The organism is Sinisalibacter aestuarii (assembly GCF_027923545.1).
In the GTDB taxonomy this organism is placed as follows: domain Bacteria; phylum Pseudomonadota; class Alphaproteobacteria; order Rhodobacterales; family Rhodobacteraceae; genus Sinisalibacter; species Sinisalibacter aestuarii.
This window is the reverse complement of the sequence record NZ_BROH01000001.1, coordinates 90729-111940: the sequence shown is the minus strand read 5'-3', so window position 1 is coordinate 111940 and position 21212 is coordinate 90729. Positions and strand designations below refer to the sequence as shown.

Annotated in this window: 21 protein-coding genes; 10 read left to right on the top strand and 11 right to left on the bottom strand. The window is 65.7% G+C overall.

Annotated elements, in window-relative coordinates; genetic code table 11:
• Nucleotides 1–85: 85 nt before the first annotated feature.
• The 5 genes from fba to QMG28_RS00555 form a co-directional block, all read right to left on the bottom strand.
• Complete coding sequence (fba, locus tag QMG28_RS00575) at nucleotides 86–1135, bottom strand: class II fructose-bisphosphate aldolase (protein ID WP_281840210.1); 1050 nt, start codon at nucleotides 1133–1135, stop codon at nucleotides 86–88.
• A gap of 72 nt (nucleotides 1136–1207) precedes the next feature.
• Nucleotides 1208–2209 carry a type I glyceraldehyde-3-phosphate dehydrogenase gene (gene gap / locus QMG28_RS00570; RefSeq protein ID WP_281840209.1) on the bottom strand — a complete coding sequence of 334 codons (1002 nt, stop codon included), beginning with the start codon at nucleotides 2207–2209 and terminating at the stop codon, nucleotides 1208–1210.
• 16 nt (nucleotides 2210–2225) lie between these two features.
• A complete protein-coding gene (tkt, locus tag QMG28_RS00565; RefSeq protein WP_281840208.1) occupies nucleotides 2226–4217 on the bottom strand; it encodes a transketolase in 1992 nt (663 codons plus the stop codon).
• Between the two features lie 11 nt (nucleotides 4218–4228).
• Nucleotides 4229–5101, bottom strand: a complete 873-nt coding sequence (locus QMG28_RS00560) for a phosphoribulokinase (RefSeq protein ID WP_281840207.1) — start codon at nucleotides 5099–5101, stop codon at nucleotides 4229–4231.
• 9 nt (nucleotides 5102–5110) lie between these two features.
• Nucleotides 5111–6121 carry a class 1 fructose-bisphosphatase gene (locus QMG28_RS00555; RefSeq protein ID WP_281840206.1) on the bottom strand — a complete coding sequence of 337 codons (1011 nt, stop codon included), beginning with the start codon at nucleotides 6119–6121 and terminating at the stop codon, nucleotides 5111–5113.
• A 105-nt stretch (nucleotides 6122–6226) separates the two neighbouring features.
• Here QMG28_RS00555 and cbbR point away from each other — a divergent pair, with 105 nt between their 5' ends.
• Both cbbR and QMG28_RS00545 read left to right on the top strand, forming a co-directional pair.
• Entirely contained in the window at nucleotides 6227–7150 is a 924-nt protein-coding gene (cbbR, locus tag QMG28_RS00550; RefSeq protein WP_281840205.1) for a LysR family regulator CbbR, read from the top strand.
• A gap of 81 nt (nucleotides 7151–7231) precedes the next feature.
• Nucleotides 7232–7735: a protein-tyrosine phosphatase family protein gene (locus QMG28_RS00545; protein ID WP_281840204.1), complete on the top strand. Its 504-nt coding sequence runs from the start codon at nucleotides 7232–7234 to the stop codon at nucleotides 7733–7735.
• Here QMG28_RS00545 and QMG28_RS00540 read toward each other — a convergent pair.
• Nucleotides 7732–8637, bottom strand: coding sequence for a hydrogen peroxide-inducible genes activator (locus tag QMG28_RS00540; RefSeq protein ID WP_281840203.1), 906 nt, complete (start codon nucleotides 8635–8637; stop codon nucleotides 7732–7734). The two genes, QMG28_RS00545 and QMG28_RS00540, sit on opposite strands and share 4 nt — an antisense overlap.
• Before the next feature lie 118 nt (nucleotides 8638–8755).
• Here QMG28_RS00540 and QMG28_RS00535 point away from each other — a divergent pair, with 118 nt between their 5' ends.
• From QMG28_RS00535 to acpS, 7 genes are all read left to right on the top strand, one after another.
• Complete coding sequence (locus tag QMG28_RS00535) at nucleotides 8756–9409, top strand: peroxiredoxin (RefSeq protein ID WP_281840202.1); 654 nt, start codon at nucleotides 8756–8758, stop codon at nucleotides 9407–9409.
• A gap of 144 nt (nucleotides 9410–9553) precedes the next feature.
• Nucleotides 9554–9910, top strand: a complete 357-nt coding sequence (rpoZ, locus tag QMG28_RS00530) for a DNA-directed RNA polymerase subunit omega (protein WP_281840201.1) — start codon at nucleotides 9554–9556, stop codon at nucleotides 9908–9910.
• Nucleotides 9911–9920: 10 nt separating this feature from the next.
• On the top strand, nucleotides 9921–12062 hold the full coding sequence (locus tag QMG28_RS00525) for a RelA/SpoT family protein (protein WP_281840200.1): 2142 nt from the start codon (nucleotides 9921–9923) through the stop codon (nucleotides 12060–12062).
• A gap of 31 nt (nucleotides 12063–12093) precedes the next feature.
• The gene (locus tag QMG28_RS00520) at nucleotides 12094–12774 is read left to right on the top strand and encodes a DUF2062 domain-containing protein (RefSeq protein WP_281840199.1); all 681 of its coding nucleotides are present in this window, start codon (nucleotides 12094–12096) and stop codon (nucleotides 12772–12774) included.
• Nucleotides 12771–13520 carry a pyridoxine 5'-phosphate synthase gene (locus tag QMG28_RS00515; RefSeq protein WP_281840198.1) on the top strand — a complete coding sequence of 250 codons (750 nt, stop codon included), beginning with the start codon at nucleotides 12771–12773 and terminating at the stop codon, nucleotides 13518–13520. Before QMG28_RS00520 ends, QMG28_RS00515 begins: the two co-directional genes overlap by 4 nt.
• Nucleotides 13517–13969, top strand: coding sequence for a hypothetical protein (locus tag QMG28_RS00510; RefSeq protein ID WP_281840197.1), 453 nt, complete (start codon nucleotides 13517–13519; stop codon nucleotides 13967–13969). Before QMG28_RS00515 ends, QMG28_RS00510 begins: the two co-directional genes overlap by 4 nt.
• Nucleotides 13966–14364: a holo-ACP synthase gene (gene acpS, locus QMG28_RS00505; RefSeq protein ID WP_281840196.1), complete on the top strand. Its 399-nt coding sequence runs from the start codon at nucleotides 13966–13968 to the stop codon at nucleotides 14362–14364. The genes QMG28_RS00510 and acpS overlap by 4 nt, the downstream gene beginning before the upstream one ends.
• Nucleotides 14365–14390: 26 nt before the next feature.
• On the opposite strand, the gene QMG28_RS00500 is transcribed toward acpS, so the two are convergent.
• The 4 genes from QMG28_RS00500 to QMG28_RS00485 are packed head-to-tail and all read right to left on the bottom strand — an operon-like array spanning nucleotide 14391 to nucleotide 17299.
• On the bottom strand, nucleotides 14391–14996 hold the full coding sequence (locus QMG28_RS00500; RefSeq protein WP_281840195.1) for a pyridoxamine 5'-phosphate oxidase family protein: 606 nt from the start codon (nucleotides 14994–14996) through the stop codon (nucleotides 14391–14393).
• The gene (locus QMG28_RS00495) at nucleotides 14983–15729 is read right to left on the bottom strand and encodes a lysophospholipid acyltransferase family protein (RefSeq protein ID WP_281840194.1); all 747 of its coding nucleotides are present in this window, start codon (nucleotides 15727–15729) and stop codon (nucleotides 14983–14985) included. The genes QMG28_RS00500 and QMG28_RS00495 overlap by 14 nt, the downstream gene beginning before the upstream one ends.
• Nucleotides 15729–16631, bottom strand: a complete 903-nt coding sequence (locus tag QMG28_RS00490; RefSeq protein ID WP_281840193.1) for a cell division protein FtsX — start codon at nucleotides 16629–16631, stop codon at nucleotides 15729–15731. The genes QMG28_RS00495 and QMG28_RS00490 overlap by 1 nt, the downstream gene beginning before the upstream one ends.
• The gene (locus QMG28_RS00485; RefSeq protein WP_281840192.1) at nucleotides 16628–17299 is read right to left on the bottom strand and encodes a cell division ATP-binding protein FtsE; all 672 of its coding nucleotides are present in this window, start codon (nucleotides 17297–17299) and stop codon (nucleotides 16628–16630) included. Before QMG28_RS00485 ends, QMG28_RS00490 begins: the two co-directional genes overlap by 4 nt.
• Nucleotides 17300–17480: 181 nt before the next feature.
• On the opposite strand from QMG28_RS00485, the gene QMG28_RS00480 reads away from it, so the two are divergent.
• Nucleotides 17481–18371, top strand: coding sequence for a zinc-ribbon domain-containing protein (locus QMG28_RS00480; RefSeq protein ID WP_281840191.1), 891 nt, complete (start codon nucleotides 17481–17483; stop codon nucleotides 18369–18371).
• A gap of 30 nt (nucleotides 18372–18401) precedes the next feature.
• Here QMG28_RS00480 and QMG28_RS00475 read toward each other — a convergent pair whose 3' ends face one another.
• On the bottom strand, nucleotides 18402–20927 hold the full coding sequence (locus QMG28_RS00475) for a TIGR02302 family protein (RefSeq protein WP_281840190.1): 2526 nt from the start codon (nucleotides 20925–20927) through the stop codon (nucleotides 18402–18404).
• Between the last annotated feature and the right edge of the window lie 285 nt (nucleotides 20928–21212).

The following is a 21212-nucleotide window of genomic DNA, read 5'->3' as shown; positions in this document are numbered from 1 at the left end:
GCGTTTCTCCAGAGAGGGTCGTTCGCGCGATTTACTCTCGGGTCAGAGAGCGCGCGCCCGGGCGGGGCCGGGCGCGCGGAAAGGTTCAGAGCGAGCCGTCGGCGTAGCGTTTGGCCATGTCGTCGAGGTCGATGGGTTTGATCTTCGAGGCGTTGCCGGCGGTGCCGAAGCGCTCGAACCGGTCGAGGCAGAGCTTCTCCATTTCCTCCATCGCCGGGATCATGAACTTGCGCGGGTCGAACTCTTTGGGCTTCTCCGTCGCCACCTTGCGGAACTGGCCGGTCAGGGCCATCCGGTTATCGGTGTCGATGTTCACCTTGCGCACGCCCGACTTGATGCCGCGCTCGATCTCTTCGACCGGCACGCCATAGGTCTGCGGCATCTCGCCGCCGAACTCGTTGATCAGGTCTTGCAGATATTGCGGCACCGAGGACGAGCCGTGCATGACGAGGTGCACGTTCGGAATCTTGGCGTGGATCGCCTCGATCTGGCTGATCGCCAGCGTGTCGCCGGTGGGCTTCGACGAGAACTTGTAGGCGCCGTGCGAGGTGCCGCAGGCGATGGCAAGCGCATCCACCTTGGTCAGCTTGACGAATTCCAGCGCCTCGTCCGGGTCGGTCAGAAGCTGGTCATGGCTGAGCTTGCCTTCGGCGCCCGATCCATCCTCCTTCGCCGCCTCGCCGGTTTCGAGCGAGCCGAGCACGCCCAGCTCCCCCTCGACCGATGCGCCAACCCAATGCGCCATCTCCGCCACGCGGCGGGTGATGTCGACGTTGTAATCCCAGTCGGCGGGCGTTTTCATGTCGGCCTTGAGCGAGCCATCCATCATCACCGAGGTGAAGCCGTGCTTGATCGCCGAGATGCAGGTGGCCTCGCTGTTGCCGTGGTCCTGGTGCATGACGATGGGGATGTCGGGATACATCTCGGTCAGCGCCTGGATCATGTGGCGCAGCATGATGTCGCCGGCATAGGAGCGGGCGCCGCGCGAGGCCTGGAGGATGACCGGAGAGTCAACCTTCCGGGCCGCGTTCATGATCGCAAGGCCCTGTTCCATGTTGTTGATGTTGAAGGCCGGCACGCCGTAATCGTTCTCGGCGGCGTGATCCAGCAATTGACGCAGCGAAATAAGAGCCATGTGTCTCTATCCTTGGTGTTTCAGGCACAAATCGGTCCGCGAACCGGGGGTCCGGTTCGCGGCGTCCTGCGCTCAGATCAGCTTGCCCATGGCGACGGCGGTGTCGGCCATGCGGTTGGAGAAGCCCCATTCATTGTCGTACCAGCTCAGGATGCGGACGAAGGTGCCGTCCATCACCTTGGTCTGGTCCATGTGGAAGGTTGACGAATGCGGGTCGTGGTTGAAGTCGATGGAGACGTTGGGCAGATCGGTATAGCCGAGGATGCCTTTCAGCGGGCCATCGGCGGCCTTGCGGATCGCGTCGTTGATCTCGTCCACACTGGTGGCGCGGCTCGCCTCGAAGGTGAGGTCGACGACCGAGACGTTCGGGGTGGGCACCCGGATCGCCACCCCGTCGAGCTTGCCGTTGAGTTCCGGCAGCACGAGGCCCACAGCCTTGGCCGCACCTGTCGAGGTCGGGATCATCGACATCGCGGCGGCACGGGCGCGGTAGAGGTCCGAGTGCATCGTGTCCAGCGTCGGCTGGTCGCCGGTATAGGAGTGAATGGTGGTCATGAAACCACGGGTGATGCCTACTGTATCCTGCAGAACCTTCGCCACCGGCGAGAGGCAGTTGGTGGTGCACGACGCGTTGGAGACGACGAGATCGTCCCTGGTCAGCGTGTCATGGTTGACGCCGTAAACGATGGTCTTGTCGGCGCCCGAGGCCGGGGCCGAGACCAGCACGCGCTTGGAGCCGTTTTCGAGGTGGAAGGCGGCCTTGTCGCGGGCGGTGAAGATGCCGGTGCATTCCATCGCGATATCGACATCGCCCCAGGGCAGCTCTTTCGGATCGCGGATCGCGGTCACCTTGATCGGGCCACGGCCCACGTCGATTGTATCGCCATCCACCGTCACGGTGCCGGGGAACTTGCCGTGCACCGAGTCATATCGGATGAGGTGGGCATTGGTTTCCACCGGCCCGAGATCGTTGATCGCGACCACTTCAATGTCGGTGCGGCCCGATTCGACGATGGCGCGCAGCACGTTGCGGCCGATACGGCCAAAGCCGTTGATTGCTACCTTGACGGTCATGTTTCCTCCTGGGTCGTCAGATAAGGGTCTTTGCGGCGGCCATGACGGCCTCCGCCGTGATGCCGAAATGTTCGTAAAGCGCGCCCGCCGGGGCAGAGGCGCCGAAGCCGGTCATGCCGACAAAGGCGTCGTCCGGGCGCAGCAGCCCGCCCCAGCTCTGGCGGATCGCCGCCTCGACGCCGATGCGCGGCGCACTGCCGAGCACCGTCTCGCGGTAGGCGTCGGGTTGTTCGGCGAAGGCTTCGAAGCAGGGGGCAGAGACCACCGCCACCTTCACACCGGCCTCGGCCAGCTTGTCGGCGGCGGCGAGCGCAATCTCCACCTCGGAGCCGGTGGCGATCAGCGTCACATCGCGGACTCCCGGCGCCTCACGCAGCACATAGGCGCCCCTGGCGGTCATATTGGTGTCGGTGTGCTTGGTGCGCACGGTCGGCAGGCCCTGCCGCGAGAGCGAGAGCACGCTGGGGGTGCCGTCCATCTCCAGCGCGGCCTGCCAGGCTTCGGCGGTTTCCACCGCATCCGCCGGGCGGAACACCCGCATGTTGGGGATGGCGCGCAGGCTGGCCAGCGTTTCCACCGGCTGGTGAGTCGGCCCGTCTTCGCCGAGGCCAATCGAGTCGTGGGTGAGCACATAGACCACCCTGAGCCCCATCAGCGCCGAAAGCCGCATCGCGCCGCGCATGTAGTCGGCAAACACGAGGAAGGTGCCGCCGTAGGGGATGAAGCCCCCGTGCAGCGCGATCCCGTTCATGATCGCCGCCATGCCATGCTCGCGCACGCCGAAGCGCACGTAATTGCCGGAATAGTCGCTGCCGGTTACGTCCTTCATCCCCTTGGTGAACGTGAGGTTGGAGCCGGTGAGGTCGGCCGAGCCGCCCACGGTATTGGGCAGCGTGCCGTTGACGATCTCCAGCGCCATTTCGCTCGCCTTGCGGGTTGCGACCTTGGGGGCATCCGCCGAGAGCCGGGCCTTGTAGGCGTTGATCGCGGCGTCGAGCGCGCGGGCGTCGGGATTGGCCTGATCGCTTTCGAACCGGTCCTGTTTCGGATGGCCGGCCAGGCGCTTCTCCCACTCAAGCCGGGCGGCGCGGCCACGGGCGGCGACGGCGTGGAAGGCGTCATAAACCTCCTGCGGCACCTCGAAGGCGGGATGGCTCCAGCCCAGCGTCTCGCGGGCGGCGGCGATTTCGTCGGCCCCGAGCGGCGCGCCGTGCACATCGTGGCTGCCCTGCTTGTTGGGCGCGCCGAACCCGATGATGGTGCGGCAGGCGATCATCGACGGTTTGTCGGTCACGCCGCGTGCGGCCGCGATAGCGGCTGCGATGGCTTCCTTGTCGTGCCCGTCGACCGACTGCACATGCCAGCCCGCCGCCTCGAACCGGGCCTGCTGGCTCGTCGAGGTCGACACATCGGTATCGCCGTCGATGGTGATCTTGTTGTCGTCCCACATCACGATCAGCCGGCCCAGCTTGTGGTGCCCGGCAAAGTCGATGGCCTCGTGCGAAATGCCTTCCATCAGGCAGCCATCGCCGGCGATTACGTAAGTGTAATGGTCCACCAGATCGTCGCCGTAGCGGGCATTGGCCATGCGTTCGGCCAGCGCCATGCCCACGGCGGCGGTGATGCCCTGGCCGAGCGGGCCGGTGGTGGTTTCGATCCCCTTGGCATGGCCGTATTCCGGGTGGCCGGCGGTGCGGTAGCCGAGTTGGCGGAAATTGCGGATCTGCTCCATCCCCATGTCGTCGTAGCCGAGCATGTGGTTGAGCGCATAGACCAGCATCGAACCGTGGCCCGCGCTCATCACGAAGCGGTCGCGGTCGGGCCATTTGTCGGCCGAGGGGTCGATCTTCATGAACCGGTTGAAAAGCACCGTGGCAATGTCGGCCACGCCCATCGGCGCGCCGGGATGGCCGGAATTGGCGGCCTGCACCGCATCCATCGCCAGTGCCCGGATCGCGTTCGCCATCATGTCTTCGGTGCTGGTGTCAATCGTCGCTTGAACGTTCATCGCGCTGCTCCTCAAACGCGCTTCGAGGTCGAGACGAGGCGCTCGATCATCGGGGTGAAGATGAGCTGCATGGCCAGGTCCATCTTGCCGCCCGGGATGACGATCGAGTTCGCCCGGCTCATCCAGCTGCCTTCGATCATGCTGGTGAGATAGGGGAAGTCGATGCCGCGGGGGTTCTTGAACCGGATCACCACGAGGCTTTCATCGGCGGTGGGAATCCAGCGGGCGATGAACGGGTTCGAGGTATCGACCACCGGCACGCGCTGGAAGTTGATGTCGGTCTCGGTGAACTGGGGCGTAATGCAATGCACATAGGCGTGCATCCGGCGCAGGATCACATCCGTCACCGCTTCGGTCGAATAGCCGCGCTGGGCCTTGTCACGGTGGATCTTCTGGATCCATTCAAGGTTGATCACCGGCACCACGCCGATCTTGAGATCGGCATATTTCGGCAGGTCCACCTCGTCGTTCACCACGGCGCCGTGCAGGCCCTCATAGAAGAGCACGTCAGACCCGTCCTCGAAATCCGCCCATTCGGTGAAATGGCCCGGCGGCACGCCGTACTTTTCGGCTTCGTTATCGTCATGGACGTAATGCCGGGTCTTGCCCTTGCCCGTTTCGCCGTATTCGCGGAACACGCGCTCCAGCTCGGCCAATTCGTTGGCCTCGTAGCTGAAATGCGAAAACCCGTGATCGCCGGCGGCATAATGGCGTTCCAGCTCGGCCTTCATGTCGGCGCGGTTGAACTTGTGGAAGGCATCGCCCTCGATCGACACCGCCTTGATGCCCTCGCGGCGGAAGATCTGGTCGAACGTGCCTTTGACGGTCGAGGTGCCGGCCCCCGAGGAGCCCGTGACCGAGATGATGGGGTGTTTCTTGCTCATGATATTTCCTCAGGCGCGGAACAGGCCGCGATTTCCGAAAAGGGCGTTCACTTCGTCGGTGGGCAGATCCTGGTAGGCGGCGACGCGCGCCACCTTCTCGGCCGATCCGAAGACGAAGGGTGTGCGGGCGTGCAGCTCACGGGCCTGCTGGGTCATGATCCGGTCATGCCCGTCCGTGGCCTTGCCGCCCGCCTGTTCGATCAGAAAGGCGATGGGCGCGCATTCGTAGACCATCCGCAAACGGCCGCGCTCATAGCCCTTCCGCTCGTCGCCCGGGTAGAGAAAGATGCCGCCGCGCGACATGATCCGGTGCGTTTCGGCCACCAGCGAGGCCACCCAGCGCATGTTGAAGTTGCGCTCATGCGGGCCGGTTTCGCCGGCGAGCATATCGTCGATATAGGCGCGGATCGCCGGGCTCCAGTGCCGGTAGTTGGAGGCGTTGATCGCAAATTCGCTGGCCTGCGGCGGCACCTTGTGCGCGGTCTCGACCAGTTTCCAGGCATTGGTATCGGGGTCGTAGATGTAGCTTTGCACGCCGTTGCCAAAGGTCACCACGATATAGGTCTGCGGCCCGTAGATGATGTAGCCGCCGGCAAGCTGCTCGTCGGCGGGGCGCAGAAACGATCCATCGGGATCGCCATTCTTGGCCTCGAAGATCGAGAAGATGGTGCCGATGGAGACGTTCACGTCGATGTTGGACGATCCGTCGAGCGGGTCGATGGCCAGCGCGAAACGGCCATCGGGGTTCAGCTCGACGACATCGTCCTGCTCTTCCGATGCATAATAGCGCACGGCGGTGCTTTTCAGCTCTTCGGCAAAGGCGTCATCTGCCATCACGTCGAGCGCCTTCTGCTGGTCGCCGCCAAGGTTTTCGCCAACCCCCGCGCCAAGCGAGCCGCCAAGCGGCCCCCGTTTGATCGTGCGGCACAGGCTGCGGCCCACGAGGGCCAACGCCTCCATCACCGGCAACAATTCGGCCGGGATGTGCGACGTGTCGTCAATGACATCCGTGGTGCTCATGTTTCCTCCCAAGTCCGGTCTCCACACCGGAACGCCCTTGCTGTGCCATGCTGTTGCTGTTTATAGAATTTAATAAGTAGAAAGACTCATGAAGAGATTTTTAATATGCTCCGGCCAGATGCAATAACTCTCAAGCAATTGCGGGCACTTAGCGCCGTGGCGCAGCACGGGTCGATCACCCGGGCGGCTGAGGCAATTCGTCTCACACCCCCGGCGGTGCATACGCAGCTCAAACAACTGGCTGCCAATATGGGCGCCGAAATGCTGCGGCGCGGGCCTTCGGGGAAAATGGAGATCACCGATGAGGGCGCTCTGGTGCTGGAGACGATTCGGCGTGTCGAGGTGGAGCTTGATGCCTGTATGCGCTCGGTCGCGGAACTGCGCGACGGGCGCGCGGGGCTGGTGCAGCTTGGCGTGGTCTCGACCGGCAAATATTTCGCGCCGCGGCTCGTGGCGACGCTCAAGCAGGTCTTTCCCGAGATCAAGGTGGAGCTCGTTGTCGGCAACCGCGAGCAGACGGTCGCGGCGCTGGAAAGCCGGCAGGTGCAGCTTGCCATCATGGGCCGCCCGCCGCGCTTTCCGATCAATCACTCCGAGCCGGTCGGGCCGCATCCGCATGTGCTGATCGCGCCGCCCGACCACTGGCTTGCAAAGCGCGACAGGATCGACCCGGAAGACCTGATCGACGAAACCTTCATCGCCCGCGAAGAAGGATCGGGCACCCGTATCCTGATGACCCGGTTTCTCGACCGGATCGGCGAGGGCCGGATTTACGACATGACGACGATGAGCTCGAACGAGACGATCAAGCAGGCCGTGATGGCCGGGCTGGGGATCGCGCTGATCTCGCAGCACACGGTGGTTGAAGAACTGCATGGCGGACGGCTGGTGACGCTCGATATGCCCGGCCTGCCGATCGAGCGCGCCTGGTATCTGCTTGCCCGGGCCGATGTGCCGCTCTCGCCCGCCGCGCGGCGTATCCGCACGCATATTTCGGGCATGAAGGGGAGCTTTCTGCCGCAATTGTGAGGTAGGGCTTGCCGTGCACGGGGCGCGCGCTACGGATTGGCAAAGTCCCGGGCGGGATTGGCCGGAGCATGGAGGATCGTCATGCAGGGATTTCAGATCGCATCGCTTCCCGTCGCGGGTGGAGAGCTTGGGCTTTGCCCGATCCCCGGACGGGGCGGCGATTATGCGGGCGATCTGGCGGCGATCCTCGACTGGCGCCCCGGTCTCGTCCTTACCATGACCACGGTTGCGGAACTCGCGGCGGTCGGCGCGTCGGCGCTCGGGTCGGATCTCGGCCGGGCCGGTGTGGATTGGCGGCACCTGCCGGTGGCCGATCTCGGTGCTGGCAGCCCGGCGCTCACACAGGGTTGGCCCGAGGCTTCCGCTGCCGCGCTGGCCGTGCTTGGGGTCGGCGGAAAGGTACTCGCCCATTGCTTCGGCGGCTGTGGGCGGTCGGGCATGGCGGTGTTGCGGCTGATGGTCGAAGCGGGCGAACTGGCCGATCCGGCGCTGGCGCGGCTGCGGGATGTGCGCCCCTGTGCCATCGAGACGGATGAACAACTCGCCTGGGCGGCGCAGCCGATGTGGGGCAGGCTGCGCGGCTAGCCTGCCAGCCGCGCCCGCTCTTCGCGCAGGATATGCGCGAGCACCTTGAAATCCTCCGCCCGTGCCGACGACTTCCGCCAGGCCAGGATCACCTCGCGCGGCCAGGCGCCTTCCAGCGGCGTCAACGCAATATTGGCGTTGCGCGTTGCACCGGCGTCGATCACCAGTTGTGGCAGCAGGGTGATGCCGATGCCTTCCTCCACCATGGCGATCAGTGTGGCCAGCGAGGTGGCGGCAAAGCTTTCGTCCTGCCGCGCGTGGCTGTCGGGGAAAGCGGCGAGCGCGTGGCGCTGCAGGCAATGGCCGCGTTCGAGCAGCAGCAGCGTTTCTTCGTCGAGATCGGCGCCATGCACCGGCGTGCTGCCCGCGAGCGGGTGGCCGCGCTCGGAGGCCAGCTGGTAGCCGTCCATGAACAGCGAGTCCGACGCGAGATCGCCGATATCGAAGGGGAGGGCGATCAGGATCACGTCAAGCCGCCCGGCGCGCAGTCCGTCGATCAGGCCCTCGGTGAGTTCCTCGCGCAGATAAAGCGTAAGCTCGGGGTAATCGCGTTTCAGCCGGGGCATCAGGCGGGGGAACAGAAACGGCCCGATAGTGGGGATCGAACCGAGCCGGAGCGGCCCGCGCAGAATGCCCGCCTCGCGCCGGGCAAGCTCCACCATTTCACCCACATCGGTGAGCACCCCGCGCGCCCGCTCGGCCAGTTCCGCACCGAGCGGGGTGAGCATCACCGAGCGTTTGGTGCGTTCGGCAACAGGCGCGCCAAGGATCGCCTCAAGCTCTTTCAGCCCGGTCGAGAGCGTGGATTGCGTCACCAGGCAGCGGTCGGCGGCGCGGCCGAAATGCAGCTCGTCGGCCAGAGCGGTGAGAAAGCGGAGCTGGCGCAGGGTGGGAAGGATCATGATCGTTTTTCTCGATTACTTAAGTTGGTTTTATTCGTTTCAACAATCTAAGTCCATCTCCTATCTCAGTCTCATCGAAGGCGACACGCTTTCACCAAGACATCAAAGGAGAGATACAATGACCGAAGAAACCATCATCGCCGGCCCGCAACTGAACCGGCCCGCCCCGGCCTTTGACGCGCCCACGACCCATGGCCAGAAGTCGCTCGGCGACTACAAGGGCAAGTGGCTCATCCTGTTCTCGCACCCGGCTGATTTCACGCCCGTCTGCACCACCGAATTCATCGGCTTCGCCCGGAAGCAGGACGAGTTCAAGGCGATGGGTGTGGAGCTGATCGGCCTGTCGATCGACTCGGTGCACTCGCACATCGCCTGGGCGCGTAACATCAAGGAAAAGTGGAACGTCGAGATCAAGTTCCCGATCATCGCCGACCTCAACATGAAGGTGGCCAATGCCTATGGCATGATCCAGCCCGGCGCCTCCGATACGGCGGCTGTCCGCGCGACCTTCATCATCGACCCCGAGGGCGTGCTGCGCGCGATGGTCTATTACCCGATGAATGCGGGCCGCTCGGTGGACGAAATCCACCGCCTTGTGGTGGCGCTCCAGACCGCCGACGAGCACAAATGCGCGATGCCGGAAAACTGGGTGCCGGGCGAGCGCGTGATTGTCCCGCCGCCGGCCACCGACGCGGCTGCCGATGCCCGCATGGCCGATGCCGGCGAGGGCGTCGAGGTGACCGACTGGTACTTCGCCACCAGGGCGATCTGAGGCCAGACTTTCGCAAAGGCGGGGCCCGACAAGGCCCCGCCGCTGCCATTTCACGGGGCATTTACTGCGATTTCCCTTGTCAATAAGAGATTCTGCGCATACATAGCCCGCTCGAACGCCCGATATCCCTGATTGGAGTGACCCATGGCCCGCGTGACGGTTGAAGATTGCGTTGACAAGGTTCCGAACCGGTTCGACCTGGTGATGCTCGCCGCCCACCGTGCGCGCGAAATCTCGGCCGGTGCGCCGATCACCGTGGACCGCGACAACGACAAGAACCCGGTCGTGGCGCTGCGCGAAATCGCCGACGAAACCCAGACGGCGGACGATCTCACCGAGCGGATGATCGAAAGCCAGCAGACCCAGATCGAAGTCGACGAGCCGGAAGAAGACCAGATGGCGCTGCTCATGGGCGCCGAGGCGGCCGACAAGCCCGTCGAGGACGACATGACCGAGGAAAACCTCCTGCGGGCGCTGATGGAAGCTCAGGGTCAGGGCTAAGGACAAAGCCTTGCCCGGACAGGTTGCGACACTCGCCGAACTCGATCCCGAAGAGCTTGTCGCCCAGGTTCGCGCCTATAACCCGAAGTCGAACGATAAGCTGATCCGCGAGGCATTCGCCTACGGGATGGCGATGCATGAGGGGCAGTCTCGCCAGTCGGGCGAACCCTATTTCTCCCATCCCGTCGCGGTGGCGCATATTCTCGCCGAGCAGCGGCTGGATGACGCCACGATCATCACCGCGCTTCTGCACGACACGATCGAAGATACGAAATCGACCTTCACCGAGGTCGAAAAGCGGTTCGGGCGCGACGTGGCGGAGCTGGTTGACGGGGTGACCAAGCTCACCAACCTGCAACTGTCCTCGACCGAGACGAAGCAGGCGGAAAATTTCCGCAAGCTGTTCATGGCGATGTCGAAGGATCTGCGGGTGATCCTCGTCAAGCTCGCCGACCGTCTGCACAACATGCGGACGATCAAGCATATGCGCCCCGAAAAGCAGGTGCAGAAAAGCCGCGAAACGATGGACATCTATGCGCCCCTCGCGGGCCGTATGGGGATGCAATGGATGCGCGAGGAGCTGGAAGACCTCGCCTTTCACGTGCTGAACCCCGAAGCGCGCGCCTCGATCATCCGCCGCTTCATCCGGTTGCAGCGCGAATCGGGCGACGTGATCAACAAGATCACCTCCGACATCCGCAAGGAGCTCGACCGTGCCGGGATCAGTGCCGATGTGTTCGGCCGGGCCAAGAAGCCCTATTCGATCTGGCGCAAGATGCAGGAAAAGGATCAGCCCTTCTCGCGGCTGTCCGACACCTACGGTTTTCGGGTCATTACCCATAGCGAGATGGATTGCTACGGCGTGCTCGGGGTGATCCACCAGCGCTGGCGCTCGGTGCCTGGCCGGTTCAAGGATTACATCTCGCAGCCGAAATCGAACGGCTATCGCTCGATCCACACCACCGTGTCGGGGCGCGACGGCAAGCGGGTGGAGGTGCAGATCCGCACCCGCGAGATGCACGAGGTGGCCGAGGCGGGCGTGGCCGCGCACTGGTCGTACCGCGATGGGGTGCGGGCCGAGAACCCCTTTGCCGTCGATCCCGCGAAATGGCTGGCCGCGCTCACCGAACGGTTTGAGAACTCGGACGATTACGACGACTTCCTCGAACATGTGAAGCTCGAAATGTACACCGACCAGGTGTTCTGCTTCACGCCCAAGGGCGAGGTGGTGAAGCTGCCGCGTGGCGGCACGCCGCTCGACTTCGCCTATGCGATCCACACGCGGATCGGCGATAGCTGCGTCGGCGCCAAGGTCGACGGTATTCGCGTGCCGCTCTGGACCCGGATCAAGAACGGCCAGTCGGTCGAGATCATCACCGCCGAGGGGCAGAGCCCGCAGGCGACCTGGCTGGATATCGTGGTGACGGGCCGCGCCAAGGCGGCGATCCGGCGGCGGCTGCGCGAGGAAGACCGCGAGCGCTTCATCAAGCTCGGGCGCGAACTGGCGCGGGTGGCGTTCGAACATGTCGGGCGGCGTGCCACCGATAAGGCGCTGGAAACTGCGGCCAAGCAGCTTGGCCTGGTCAATACCGATGAGCTTCTGGCCCAGCTCGGTTCGGCGGAGCTTGCGGCGCGCGACGTGGTGGCCACGCTGTACCCGACGGCGAAGGAAGGCGGTGAGATCGACGCCAGGCGCGCCGTCGTCGGCCTCGATCCGGGCCAGACCTTCCAGCGTGCCGAATGCTGCCAGCCGGTGCCCGGCGAGCGGATCGTGGGCATCAGCTACCGCGGCAAGGGCGTGATGGTGCATGCGATCGACTGCCACGCGCTTGAAGAACTGGCTGAAGAATCAAGCCGTTGGGTCGATGTGCAATGGCATTCGGGCCAGCATGCCGCGGTGCATACGGTAAGCCTCGACGTGGTGATCGCCAATGATGCCGGCGTGCTGGGGCGGATTTGCACGTTGATCGGCGAGCAGAAGGCGAATATCTCGGACCTGCGGTTCATTGACCGCAAACCGGACTATTATCGCCTTATTATCGACGTGGATCTGCGAGACATTGAGCACCTTCACGCCGTGATGCTTGTGCTCGAAGCCGACAGCGACGTGGCCGAAATACGCCGCCACCGGGATCTGGCTCGCGCACCCTGACCGCAACCGCCGCCTGCAAGGGGATTGACAGGTGTTCAAGCGAAACCCGCGCACATGGGCAAGGGCTGTGCTCGAATTCTTCTACCCCCGCGGTGGGTGGTACCGCGCGGCGCGCTATGTGATTCACCGCATAAGGCGGCTGCCCGACCCGGCTCACCGCATCTCGCGCGGGATCGCCGCCGGGGTGTTCGTCTGCTTCACCCCGTTTTTCGGGCTGCATTTTGTCACCGCCGTCCTGATCGCCTGGGTCATCCGCGGCAATATCCTGGCGGCGCTGCTGGCGACCTTTGTCGGCAACCCGCTTACATTCCCGTTCATCGCCGAGCTCAGCCTCGACCTCGGGTCGCGCTTTCTCGGGATGCCGATGGATATGCATCTGCCGCAGGTGGTCGAGGCGGTGGGCCATGCGCTCTGGGATCTGTGGAACAACTTTCTTGCCATCTTCACCCCGCGCCACGCCGAATGGGGCGGCATCCAGCGGCTCTTCCACCGGGTTTTTCTGCCCTACACGGTGGGCGGGCTGATGCCGGGGCTGGGCGCCGCGATGATCGCCTATGGCCTCGCCAACCCCGTTATCACCGCCTACCAGAAGGCGCGTATCAAGCGCTTGAAAAAGCGGTATGAAAAGCGCATGGCGGAACAGGCGATCCGGGCGGAAGCTGCGGCAGCGGCGGCCCGGAGCGAGGGGAACGGCAAGGGAGAAGTCAGATGAAGCCGCTGGGCAAGCTGAGATTGGGCGTGAACATCGACCACGTCGCCACGGTGCGCAACGCGCGCGGTTCGGCCTATCCCGATCCGGTGCGCGCCGCCGAACTGGCGCAGAAGGCCGGGGCGGACGGGATCACCGCGCATCTGCGCGAAGACCGCCGCCATATCTCGGACGAGGATATCGACCGGCTGATGGAGGCGCTGGACCTGCCGCTGAACCTCGAAATGGCGGCGACTGACGAAATGCAGAAGATCGCGCTGCGCCATCGTCCGCATGCGGTCTGCATCGTGCCGGAGAAGCGGCAGGAGGTGACCACCGAGGGCGGGCTGGAAGTGGCGCGGCAGGAAAACCGGCTGGGCGATTTCATCGCGCCGCTGCGCGAGGCGGGCATCCGGGTGAGCCTGTTCATCGGCCACGAGCCGGAACAGATCGAGGCGTCGGCGCGGATCGGCGCGGCGGTGGTCGAGCTTCATACCGGGGCCTATTGCGACTTCCACTATGCCGGTGACTTTGCCGCGCGCGATGCCGAGCTGGCGCGGCTGGCCCGAGGGGCTGCACTGGCGCACAGGCTGGGGCTGGAGGTGCATGCGGGGCACGGTCTGACCTACGATACCGTGCAGCCGGTCGCCGCCTTTCCCGAGGTGTTGGAATTGAACATTGGCCATTTTCTGATTGGCGAGGCAATATTCCGGGGACTCGAAGGGTCAATTTTGGAAATGCGACGCCTTATGAATGAGGTCCGTTCATGAAGAAAATTCTAGCCGCGGTATTTCTCGCCGGCACCCTGCCCGCTGCGGCGCAAACCGTCGAAGAGTGCGATTGGCGCGCCGATATGCGGTTCATCGCCGAGCCCTGGGAAGATCACATCGCCAGCCTTGCCAACGTCGGTGTGCGGCTCGCGATCATCGACATGCGCGACCCGGTGGCGGTGCCCTACCGGCTTGTCGTGATCTCGCCGCCCTATGACGAAGACGACTGGCCCCAATGCATGACCATTGGCAGTTTTGCGGGCATTGATTTCGCGGCGCTGCAAACGGGATACGATCCGAATACCGGCCTGATCTTTACCGTGCCGGTGCGGCTCTACGATGCCGCCACGGATACGACGCAGCCGTCGGTCCTGACCTTCTCGCTCAACCAGGCGTCGGGCGACATCCTGAGCCGTCTGGATACGCCGGTGGAGACGCCCGCGGAGTGATCCTTGGCATCGGCACAGATCTCGCGAATATCGACCGGATCGCCGGGGTGCTGGAGCGCCACGGCGACCGGTTTCGCAACCGCGTGTTCACCGAGATCGAGCAGGCCAAGGCCGAGCGCCGCGCCGATACGGCGGGCACCTATGCCAAGCGCTGGGCGGCCAAGGAAGCTTGCTCCAAGGCGCTGGGCACCGGGCTTCGGATGGGAATTTCGTGGAAGGATATGGCGGTGACCAATCTCCGCAGCGGCCAGCCGGTGATGCATCTCACCGGCTGGGCGGCGGAGCGGCTGCGCGAGATGACGCCGGAGGGCCACGAGGCGCTGGTGCATGTGACGCTCACCGACGATCACCCATGGGCGCAGGCTTTCGTGGTGATCGAGGCGCGGCCGGTCTGACGGGCGGACAAACGCCGGAACGGCGCTCACCACATGCTTGTCTTGGCGCGGGCGGGCCAGTCCTTGTCGTAGCTTGCGCCGTCGAAGGCGCCCGATGTCGCCTCGCGCAGCATGTCGCCCACGCTGGGCAGGCCCTCCGACTGGTCGCCATCGGTCCAGAGCCCCGCGCGCATCACTGCGCGGGCGCATTGCGAATAGACCTCGGCAATGTGCACCACGATCACCGAGCGCGGATGCTTGCCGTTCTGCTCGAACCTGTCGAGCAGTGCCGGGTCGGCAGAGACCGTTGCGGTGCCGTTCACCCGCATCGCCGTGGTCGAGCCCGCCACCAGAAACATCAGCGAAATCCGCCCGTCGCGCACGATGTTGCGCAGCGTGTCGATCCGGTTGTTGCCACGCCAGTCGGGGATAAGCAGGGTGCGATCGTCCTGCACGCGCGCCACCGGCCCGGCATCGCCGCGCGGGCTGCCATCGGTGCCCTCGGGGCCGACGGTCGAGATCACGCAAAACCGGCTGCGTTCGATCCAGGCCCGATAGGCGGGGATGAGGCGGGAGGTGACCTTTACCCGCGCCGCTTCGCCGGGTTGGCCGTAAAGCGCGTCGAGCGCTTCGATCGTGTCAATCCTGGTCATCGGGCGAGCCGGTGAATCCGGCTTCCTGCATGAGCTGGTTGGATCGCGTCTCCACCGCCTCTTCCAGTTGCGTCATGAAGGCGTCAATCGCGATGCCCGGCTGAATCGCCGGCAGGAATTCCACCACCGCTTTGCCCGGGTAGCGCATGATCCCGTGGCGTTTCCAGAACACGCCCACATTGGTCGCGGCGGGCACGACTGGCTGGCCGGTTTCCGTATAGAGCACGCCGGTGCCGATCTTGTAGGGTTTCGTTGCCCCGGCAGCCACGCGGGTGCCCTGCGGAAAGATGATGAGCTGTCCGGGATTGGCCTGGCCGGCCTTCACATCGGCCACCATTTGCTTGATCGCCGTGCCGCGCTTGCCCCGGTCGACCGGGATGCAGCCGATCTGTTTGGCGTAGAAGCCGACGAAGGGCGCCCGGACGAGCTGCTTTTTCATGATGAACTTCGGGCGGGGCACCGCCGAGACGATCAGGATGATATCGAAGAAGCTCTGGTGCTTGGAGGCGATGATCACCTCGCCCTCGGGCACGGGACCGCGGATCTCGCTCTTCAGCCCCACCAGAACGGCCGCGAGCCAGCGCACGACATAGGTATAGGCGTGGACGATGCGAAAGGCCCAGGCCCGGCTGAACACCGCGAAGGGAAACATCACCGTCGCGATCACCGCCATCGCCAGATACATCGCGACGATGAAAATGAGCGAGCGGACCCACTGGATCGCGTCTTTCATCAGCTTCGCTCCCTCAATGTGGCGAAGGCCGCGCGGCGGGTGGCGGCAAAGGCCACCACGGCGGCCAGCGGCGGGATGGTCAGCGGCCAGAGCCAGCCGGGCCCCTGAAAGCCGAGGCCAGTCAGGAATGTGCCGGTGGCATCGGCTTTCGGCAGGAGCAGGATCGCGACCATGCCGAGCGCGGTGCCCACCGCCGCGCCGGTGAGCGCGCGCAGCGTGTAGCGGCGCACGAAGGCGCGGGCGATATAGGCATCGCGCGCGCCCACAAGGCGGAGCACCCGGATCACCTGCGCATTGGCGGCCAACGCGGCGGAGGCGGCGAGGGTGATCATCACGGCGGTGGTGGCGGCGATCAGCAGGATCGAGACCAGCCCGAGCATACGCAGCCGGTCGGCGGCGCGCACCAGCGGTTCGCGCCAGCGGGTATGATCGTCGAGCACCGCGCCGGGCGCTTCGCCCGCGAGCCGGGCGCGCAGCCCCGCCGCGTCGTAGCCCTCGGCGGTTTCGGTCACTTCGATGAGGCGCGGCACCGGCAGCGTGTCGAGCGGCAGATCGGGGCCGAACCACGGCTCCAGCAAACGGCGCTGTTCGTCGTCGGTGAGCACGCGGGCATCGGCGATGCCGGGCGTGGTCTCAAGCACGTCCATGACGGCGAGCACCTGCGCCTCCACCTGCCCTTCCGGGGCCGAGACGCGGATTGTCGAGCTATGCGCCAGCGCCGAGCTCCAGTTTTCCGCCAGCCGCCCGGTAGCGAGCGACAGGGCGAGCGCGAAGACGGTGAGAAAGGCCATCGCCGCCGAAGCGAACAGGGTAAGCCGCGCGGTGAAGCCGGTGGGCGGCACCACCCGGTCGGCCTGGGCGTCGCCGGTGATGAGTTGCAGAAGGCCCGATAGCCGGTTCACAGATCCGCCCCCGCCAGTTGCAGCCGGTGGTTGGAAATGCGCAAAACCCGCGCCTGCACCTGCTGCTTGGCCGAGCGGATCAGGTTGAGGTCATGGGTGGCGATCATGATCGTCTTGCCCATCTTGTTAAGCTCGACCATCAGCTTGAGCAGCCTCAGCGACATCTCCCAATCGACATTGCCGGTGGGCTCGTCGGCCAGGATCACCTCGGGGCTCATGACAATCGCCCGCGCCAGTGCCGCGCGCTGCCGTTCGCCGCCCGAAAGCTCCGGCGGATGCGCCTGCGCCTGATTTTCCAGCCCGACCCAGCGGATCAGCTCTTCAAGGTCGCCCTGCGGGGTGGTGCGGCCCGAAACGGTGAGCGGCAGAGAGAGGTTTTCGACCACGCTCAGATGGTCGAGAAACTGCTGGTCCTGATGCACCACGCCGATCCGGCGGCGCATCATCGCCACGTCGTCGCGCGTCATCGTGCGGGCATCCTGCCCAAACAGCGTCACCCGTCCCTGCGAGGCGATCAATTCGCCATAGCAGAGCTTGAGCAGGGTGGTCTTGCCCGCGCCGGAGGGGCCGGTGAGGAAGTGAAACGAGCCGGGGGCGAGCCTGAGAGACACGTCGGCCAGAAGCGGTGCGCCGCCATAGCCGTAGGTCACGTCTTCGAACTCGATCACACCTGCGCCCCTTACCTGTCTGTTGGCGACTGTTTTGCCCCAGTGCGCGAATTGTTTCAATCGCAGGATTGCAAAGGTTTGATTTCCCGTCCTTCCGTGAGCATACTGTCGCCGCGCAGCATGATCGCCGATGCATCGGTGCGCGTGCCTGCGCCAAGGGATCTGAGGAGCAGAAGTCAGGATGCGACTGGTTTGTCCGAATTGCGGTGCGCAATACGAGGTGGACGATCGCGTCATCCCCGAAGGCGGGCGTGATGTGCAATGCTCCTCCTGCGGCCATGCCTGGTACCAGATGCCCGCCGACCGCGACGAGGATGTCGACGTCGACGATGCGGTGCTCGAAGACCAGTTGAACGCCGAGGAACCGGCGGACGAACCCCAAGCGGCAGAGCCCGAACCGGAAGAAGCGGGCGCCGAAGACGCGCCGGAAGAACCCGAAGAGCCCGCCGAACCTGCGCACCCCGCCGAAGCGCCGAAACCGCGCGAGATCGACGAAGGCGTGCGCTCTATCCTGCAGGAAGAGGCGCAGCGCGAGATGGATGCGCGGGCCGGCGAGACCGGGCATGAGCCCGAACAGGTCGAGACCCAGCCCGATCTCGGGCTCGAAAGCGGCCCCTCGCCCGACGAAGAACGCCGCCGGATCGCGCGCGAGCGCATGGCCCGGATGCGGGGCATGGACGAGGACGATCTGCCCGAGCCCGATTTCGACGCCCATGCCGAGCCGGACAGCGAGGAGGAGACGCGCGCGCCGCATGGCCGCGATCTCTTTCCCGACATCGAGGAAATCAACTCGACGCTCGATCGTCACGAACCGGGCGAGAGCCATGGCGTTGGCGGGGCCGTCGAGGCGAAAGCGTCGCGCGGGTTTGGCCGCGCCTTCACGCTGGTGCTGGTCATCGCCATCCTGCTGATGACGCTCTACATCGTCGCGCCGCGGCTCGCGGTGCAGGTGCCGGCGCTGGAACCGGCGCTGACGGCCTATGTGGACGGGGTGAACCAGATGCGCGGCTGGCTTGACGAAACGCTGCGCGGCCTCATCTCGAAAATCGAGAGCGCGGCAGGCGCCGAATAGCCCCGCGCGCCACTCCCCTGTGGCGCTATCTCAGAACAGATCCAGCAGCCGTTTGAGGTAATCCCGTTCCAGCTCGGGCCGGTCGGCCTCGCCGGAACGGCGGCGCAATTCGTCCATCAGTTCCTGTGCCCGGCGGTAGACGTCTTCGCGGTCTTCCAGCGGGCTGTCGGTGGCGGTGGTGCCGCTGCCGCCGGGATTGCGCCCGAGCGGGTCGGCGCGCTCGCGGTCGCCGGGCTGCCCGGCAAGGCGGCCCTGATCGCCCTGCTGGCCCGATTGCGCCTCGCGCCGCATCTGGTCTTCGAGGTTGCGCATCCCTTCGCGCAGGCTCTCCATCGCATCGGCCTGCCGGTCGAGCGCGCCGGGTATGTCGCCTTCCTCCAGAGCATCGGCGGCTTCGCCCATCGCCCGGCCTGCTTCATCCAGCGCGTCGCGCGCCGCGTCGCCCTCCGGCGTGCCCGCGCCGGGCAGGTTGCCGCGCTGGCGGGCCAGTTCGTCTTCCAGCATGCGCTGGCGCCCGGCAAGGTCGCCGCCCTGCTGGCCGCTCTCGCCCTGTTCACCGCCCTCGCCTTGGGTCTCGCCCTGCCCCTGATCGCCCTGGCCCCCCTGGCGGCCGGTATTTTCGCCGGGTTCACCGCCCTGTCCGCCGGGATTGAGCTGCTGCTGGAGATTGCGGAAGGCTTCGTCCGACAGGCCCTGCTGCTCGCGCAGGGTCTCGGCAAGGCCCTCCATCGCCTGTTCGCCCTGCGAGCCGCCTTGCTGGCCCGAGGCGCCCTCGGTCATCTCCATGTTTTCCATCATCTGCTGGAGCTGGTCGAGCAATTGCTGGGCCTCTTCCATGCGGCCCTGCTCCATCAATTCCTGGATGCGGTCCATCATCGCCTGAAGATCCTGCTGGGTCATCTCCATGCGGTTCTGGCCATCGTCGGGCTCGTCGGTGCGGTTCTGCGGCTCCTGCTGGCCGAGCTGGCGCATATAGTCCTGCATCGCCTGACGGTACTCGTCCATAAGCTCACGCAGCTCTTCGGGCGTCGCGCCCTGGCGCATCGCCTCCGACAGCCGCTCCTGCGCCCGGCGCAGCCGCTCCAGCGCATCGGCCAGCGCGCCGTCTTCGATCTCGACAGCGATCTCCCAAAGCGCCTGCGCCACCGCATCGCGTGCCTCGGCGGTGAGGTCCGGCTCTTCCAGCGTGCCGACGGCGGTGCGAACCTTGAGATATTGCACCTGCTTGGGAAACAGCCCCTCGGGCCGGTTCGAGATGGCGCGCAGGATGCGCGCGGAGCGGCGGGCATTGTCCGTCGTCCACAGAATATCGCGCCGCTGCTCGACGATGGCGCGGGCGAGCGGATGCAGGAAGCGCCGACCGGGCAGAACGATCTCGACCGGCGCGCTGTCGCCCGATTGGCCGGCGGCGTCGGTTGCGCTGAAGGTCACGGTCACCGGCAGCCCGGCCCAGGGATGTTCGGCGAGGTTCTCGACAAACAGCTCTTCCACCTCGCGCCGGTCGCCGCGATAGGGCATCGGCAGGTCGACCACCACCGCCGCGCGCGGCTCCGGCTCGGCGGTGAGGCCATGGCGCCGGTCGACCCGGGGCAGGTCGATCTCGATCGCGGCCTGCCCGGCGGAGACGCCGTAATCGTCGCGCGCGGTGAAGGGCAGGCGCATCTCGCCCGCGAGTGTCCGGGTGAGGTCGCCCGAAGGCTGGATGCGCGGGTGTTCGTCCGGGATCGCGGCGATGTTCCAGGTCGTATCGCCGATGCTGAGCGTGCCGTCGCCCGCGATCTTGAAGGCGCGGGTCGGCGTCGGTTCGTCCGGGGTTTCGCCGGAAAAGGTCTCGGTCACCTCCAGCGCGCCGAGCTTGCCGTAGAGGCGCAGGGTGACCCGGCTGCCGATGGGCACGGCCAGCGCGCCGGGCGGCTGGTCGGACAGATAGAGCGTGGGCTTGCCGGTATAGGAGGGCGCCTCGATCCAGCCCTCCCAGCTCGCCTCGGCAATGGCGGCCTCGGCGGTGCCGGGCATCAGCGCGGCCAGGTCGCCCTTCCGGGTGCCCGCGCCGAAGAGGAGCGCGGCGGCAAGCGCCGTGCCCGCGATCAGGCGCAGCGCGTAGGGATCGCGCCGGGGCAGGCCGGGGGAAGGGGGCAGGGGCCTGAGCCCCGCCAGCCGCTCGGCCATGCGGCGGCGGTGCGTGAGCCAGACGGCCTGCGACGCGGGATCGTCGGCACCGATCGCCTGCGTATCGGTGAGCGCCGCGATCGGGTTGCCGGGCAGGGTGGCGTCGAGCCGGGCCAGCGCCTCGCCACGCCGCACCGGGCGGAACCGCCGGATGCCCAGCACGAAGGAGACAAGCCCCGCCAGCGCCAGCGCGACGATCAGCACCTGCCCGAGCCAGCCGGGCCAGAGCGCCAGCACGCCGGAAATGACCAGAGCGGCGGCGGCCATGATCGTGGTGAGCAGCGGCCAGAACGCCTGCGCGGCACGCTCCGCCACCATCCCCGCCAGCGTCAGCCGCAGGGGACGGGACAGCCGCTTGACGGCATCGCCTGGAAGCTCGTTGGTCATCGCATCTCCGCGCCCCGTGCGCCGGGGTCCAGGCTGAGCATAGCCGTGTTGCGGAGCGCATCAAAGCACGGGGGCGTGATCGGGGATGTGCGGCGGCGGGGCGCGCATCGCCGGGCGCGTGGCTCTCAGCGAGCAAGGCGGCGCGGTGGGCGGCTTGTGTTGGACGTGGAGCCGCGCTGGAACCGGATATCCGGTTATCCGGAGAACTGGATATCCGGATTTCCATAAATTTGTTTTATTACAATATATTGATAGCTGGTTTGGGCGGCATTCCCGCAGCCGTTA